The 4,174-nt window shown below is 66.1% G+C and carries 4 protein-coding genes; 2 read left to right on the top strand and 2 right to left on the bottom strand.

Annotation, left to right across the window (positions count from 1 at the left end; all coding sequences use genetic code 11):
* Positions 1–119: 119 nt before the first annotated feature.
* Positions 120–1,967, bottom strand: coding sequence for a dihydroxy-acid dehydratase (gene ilvD / locus Q7T84_RS12610; RefSeq protein ID WP_304809391.1), 1,848 nt, complete (start codon positions 1,965–1,967; stop codon positions 120–122).
* A gap of 96 nt (positions 1,968–2,063) precedes the next feature.
* Between ilvD and Q7T84_RS12605 the strand changes: the two genes are divergently transcribed.
* Entirely contained in the window at positions 2,064–2,966 is a 903-nt protein-coding gene (locus Q7T84_RS12605) for a LysR family transcriptional regulator (RefSeq protein WP_304809389.1), read from the top strand.
* Between the two features lie 58 nt (positions 2,967–3,024).
* Here Q7T84_RS12605 and Q7T84_RS12600 read toward each other — a convergent pair whose 3' ends face one another.
* Positions 3,025–3,207, bottom strand: a complete 183-nt coding sequence (locus Q7T84_RS12600; RefSeq protein WP_304809387.1) for a CsbD family protein — start codon at positions 3,205–3,207, stop codon at positions 3,025–3,027.
* A gap of 238 nt (positions 3,208–3,445) precedes the next feature.
* Between Q7T84_RS12600 and Q7T84_RS12595 the strand changes: the two genes are divergently transcribed.
* On the top strand, positions 3,446–4,174 hold a 729-nt coding region (locus Q7T84_RS12595; RefSeq protein ID WP_304809384.1), incomplete at its 3' end, for an ATP-binding cassette domain-containing protein.

Below are 4,174 nucleotides of genomic sequence, written 5' to 3'. Positions count from 1 at the left end.
GCATCAGCGGTCGACTAAGCGTTTGAGCGACCGGGCATGAGGGCCAGCTCATCAAGCTAGACGGCTTGTTCGCCGCGCCGGCCAGCGCCTGATAGCGCCGGCCGGTTCGGAGTCGAGACTCAGCGCGCCTGGTCGACGTCGCGAACGGCGCCGCGCGCGGCGCTGGTGGTGAAGGCGGCGTAGGCGCGCAGGGCCGTGGACACCTTCCGTGTCCGGCCGTGGGCCTTCCAGGCCTTGTCGCCCAAGGCCACCATGGCGGCGCGCCGTTTAGCCAGCACCGCGTCGGGCACCTTCAGTTCCATGGTCCGGCTGGGGATGTCGATCTCGATCCGGTCGCCGTCTTCGACCAGGGCGATCAGGCCGCCCTCGGCGGCTTCCGGTGATACGTGGCCAATCGACAGGCCCGAGGTGCCGCCGGAGAAGCGGCCGTCGGTGATCAGGGCGCAGGCCTTCCCGAGGCCCTTCGATTTCAGATAGCTGGTCGGGTAGAGCATCTCCTGCATCCCCGGCCCGCCGCGCGGCCCCTCATAGCGGATCACAACCACGTCGCCCGCCTTCACCACGTTGGTGAGGATGGCGCTGACCGCCGCGTCCTGGCTTTCGAACACCCGCGCCGGGCCAGCGAACACCAGGGAGCCTTCATCGACCCCGGCGGTCTTCACGATGCTGCCTTCAAGGGCGAGGTTGCCGCTCAAGACGGCCAGGCCGCCGTCCTTGGAAAAGGCATGATCCACCGAACGGATGACGCCGCCCTCGCGGTCGAGGTCGAGTTCCTTCCAGCGGCGGGCCTGGCTGAAGGCCACTTGGGTCGGCACGCCGCCAGGCGCGGCCTTGAAGAAGGTATGGACCTCCTCGCTCTGGGTGCGGGCGATGTCCCAGCGATCCAGGGCGTCGGCCAGGGTCGGGCTGTGGACGGTGGGCTGGTCGGTCTTCAGCAGGCCGCCGCGGTCCAGTTCGCCGAGGATCGCCATGACGCCGCCGGCCCGGTGGACGTCTTCCATGTGAACATCGGACTTGGCTGGCGCGACCTTCGACAGGCAGGGCACTTGACGCGACAGCCTGTCGATATCGGCCATGGTGAAGTCGACGCCGGCCTCGTGGGCGGCGGCCAACAGGTGAAGCACCGTATTGGTCGAGCCGCCCATGGCGATGTCCAGGCTCATGGCGTTCTCGAACGCCTCGAAGCTCGCGACCGAACGCGGCAGCACGCTGTCGTCGTCCTGTTCGTAATGGCGGCGGGTGATGTCGACGATCAGGCGACCGGCTTCCAGGAACAGGCGCTCGCGGTCGGCGTGGGTGGCGAGCACCGACCCATTGCCCGGCAGCGACAGGCCCAGCGCCTCGGTCAGGCAGTTCATCGAATTGGCGGTGAACATGCCTGAGCAGGAGCCGCAGGTGGGGCAGGCCGCGCGCTCGATGGCCGCCACGTCGGCGTCGCTGATGGACTCGTCGGCGGCGGCGACCATGGCGTCGACCAAGTCCAGGGCGACTTCCTTGCCGTTCAGCACCACCTTGCCGGCCTCCATCGGGCCGCCGGACACGAACACCGTGGGGATGTTGAGGCGCAGTGAGGCCATCAACATGCCGGGCGTGATCTTGTCGCAGTTGGAGATGCAGACCATGGCGTCCACGCAGTGCGCATTGGCCATGTACTCGACGCTGTCGGCGATCAGTTCGCGCGAGGGCAGGCTGTAGAGCATGCCGTCGTGGCCCATGGCGATGCCGTCGTCGACGGCGATGGTGTTGAACTCCTTGGCCACGCCGCCGACCTTTTCGATCTCGCGCGCCACCAGTTGACCCAGATCCTTCAGGTGCACGTGCCCCGGGACGAACTGAGTGAAGGAGTTCACCACGGCGATGATCGGCTTGCCGAAGTCGCCGTCCTTCATTCCGGTCGCGCGCCACAGGCCGCGGGCGCCGGCCATATTGCGGCCGTGGGTGGAGGTGCGGGAGCGGTAGACGGGCATGGCGAGATCCAAATGATGATCGGGGTCGATACCCCGTCGCCGCTATGCTGTGAAATATATTAGTGTGCCCCGATTAGGTCGCACAGGATATAATTGGTGGATACCAGGCAGCTTAGGCACTTTGCGGCGGTCGCCGAGGTCCTGCACTTCGGCCGGGCCGCCAAGCAGCTGAACATGACCCAACCCCCGCTCAGTCAGTCGATCATGGCGCTGGAGCGCGAACTGGGCGTGGCGCTCTTTGTGCGGAGTAAGCGGAGCGTGGCGCTCACGCCGTTTGGCGAGCAGTGGCTGGTTCACGTCCGCGCCGCGCTGGCGGGGGTCGGCGCCTTGCCTGAGCTGGCCAAGCGACTGCGCGATGGGGAGGCCGGCCGCCTTGAACTCTCGTTTGTCAGCACCGCCGACTACAGCATCCTGCCGGACCTCGTCCGCCGCTACGCCGCTCTGTACCCGGCCGTCGAGATCGCGCTGACCGAGGCGACCAGCGATGTGCAGATCGCGGCGCTGCTGGACGGCAAGGGTCATGTCGGCATCATTATCCCGCCCGCCGGCGGAGAATTGGCCGAGCCGCTTAGTTATCGCCGGCTGGTGTCGGAGCCATTGGTCGCGGCCGTGCCGGAAAGCTGGATCGAGGAGGGGCGTCTGTCGCTGGTCGCGGACGAGCTACCGCCCGAAGCGGTCGTCGGGGCGCCGCTCATCATCTTTCCAAGGCGATCGGCGCCGGCGTTCTACGATCTGGTCACCGGCTACTTCACCGCCCACGGCGGAAACGCCCGCATTGTCCAGGAAGCCATCCAGATGCAGACGATCATCAGCCTGGTCTCGGCCGGGATGGGGATCGCGCTTGTCCCGGCTTCCCTGCGCAGCCTGGCGCGAACCGGGGTTCGCTACGTCAGCCTGCGGGAGGGAGCGCCTTCACTCGAAAGCGGGATCGTGTGGCGGCGTGACGACGCCACGCCGACGCTGGAGCGCTTCCTCAATGTGGCGCTGGACGGCGCCTGACGCTCACATGACAAAGGCCGCGCCGGGGCGGCGCGGCCTGTCGTCGGCTTAGCGCTGATTACTTCTTCAGGGCGTCGCGGGCGGCGTCTTTCAAATCTCCGACGCCTTTCTGGATCTTGCCGGCGACCTTTTCGGCCGCGCCTTCAGCTTCCAGGCGCTCGTTGCCCGTGACCTTGCCGGCGGCTTGCTTGATCGAGCCGGTAGCTTCCTTGGCCGTGCCCTTAACGGTGTCTTTGTGCATGAGGTACTCCTGTCACGCGAGGCGCTTGGGGGAGGCGCGCCTCTGAGCGAAGGAGTACGCACGGGGCGGCGGAGCGTTCCGACGGCGCGGATTGAACTTCGTTCCCTCAGTGAGGGTTGGATGGGTGTTTTTCCTGTCCAGGACGCGCTCGCGACCACGCCGCATTGCGCCAAGGCCCCGCGACGGCTATCTCCGTCCCCGAATTCCCGTCTTTTCGAAGAGCGAGCGCGGACGCCTCATGGCGCAGCAGTACATTTATCAGATGCAGGGCCTGACCAAGGCCTATCCCGGCGGCAAGAAGGTGTTCGAGAACATCTGGCTGTCGTTCTATTCCGACGCCAAGATCGGCGTGGTCGGGGTCAACGGCTCGGGTAAGTCCACCCTGCTGAAAATCATCGCCGGGCTCGACACCGAGTTCAACGGCGAGGCCAAGGCCGCCGACGGCGTGAAGATGGGCTACCTGGAGCAGGAGCCGCATCTCGACGAGGCGCTCAACGTCTGGGCCAACGTCATCTCGTGGTGCGAAGAGAAGAAGATCTTCGACCGCTACAACGAGGTCGCCAACAAGCTGGGCGAGGACTACTCCGACGAACTGATGGAGGAGATGACCGCCCTCCAGGAGAAGATCGACGCCGGTGACCTGTGGGACATCGACAGCCGTATCGAAATGGCGATGGACGCTCTGCGCTGCCCGCCGAACGATTGGCCGGTGGACAAGCTGTCGGGCGGTGAAAAGCGCCGGATCGCGCTGGCCCGCCTGCTGCTGTCAAAGCCTGACATGCTGCTGCTCGACGAACCGACCAACCACTTGGACGCCGAGTCCGTGGCCTGGCTGCAGCATCACCTCGAAGCCTTCCCGGGCTGTGTGATCCTCGTCACCCACGACCGCTACTTCCTGGACCAGGTGACCAAGTGGACCCTGGAACTCGACCGCGGCAAGGGTGTCCCCTACGAGGGCAACTATTCC

It is taken from the genome of Phenylobacterium sp. (assembly GCF_030654915.1).
In the GTDB taxonomy this organism is placed as follows: domain Bacteria; phylum Pseudomonadota; class Alphaproteobacteria; order Caulobacterales; family Caulobacteraceae; genus Phenylobacterium.
The sequence above is the reverse complement of the archived record's forward strand: the minus strand, read 5'-3'. Positions and strand labels throughout refer to the sequence as shown.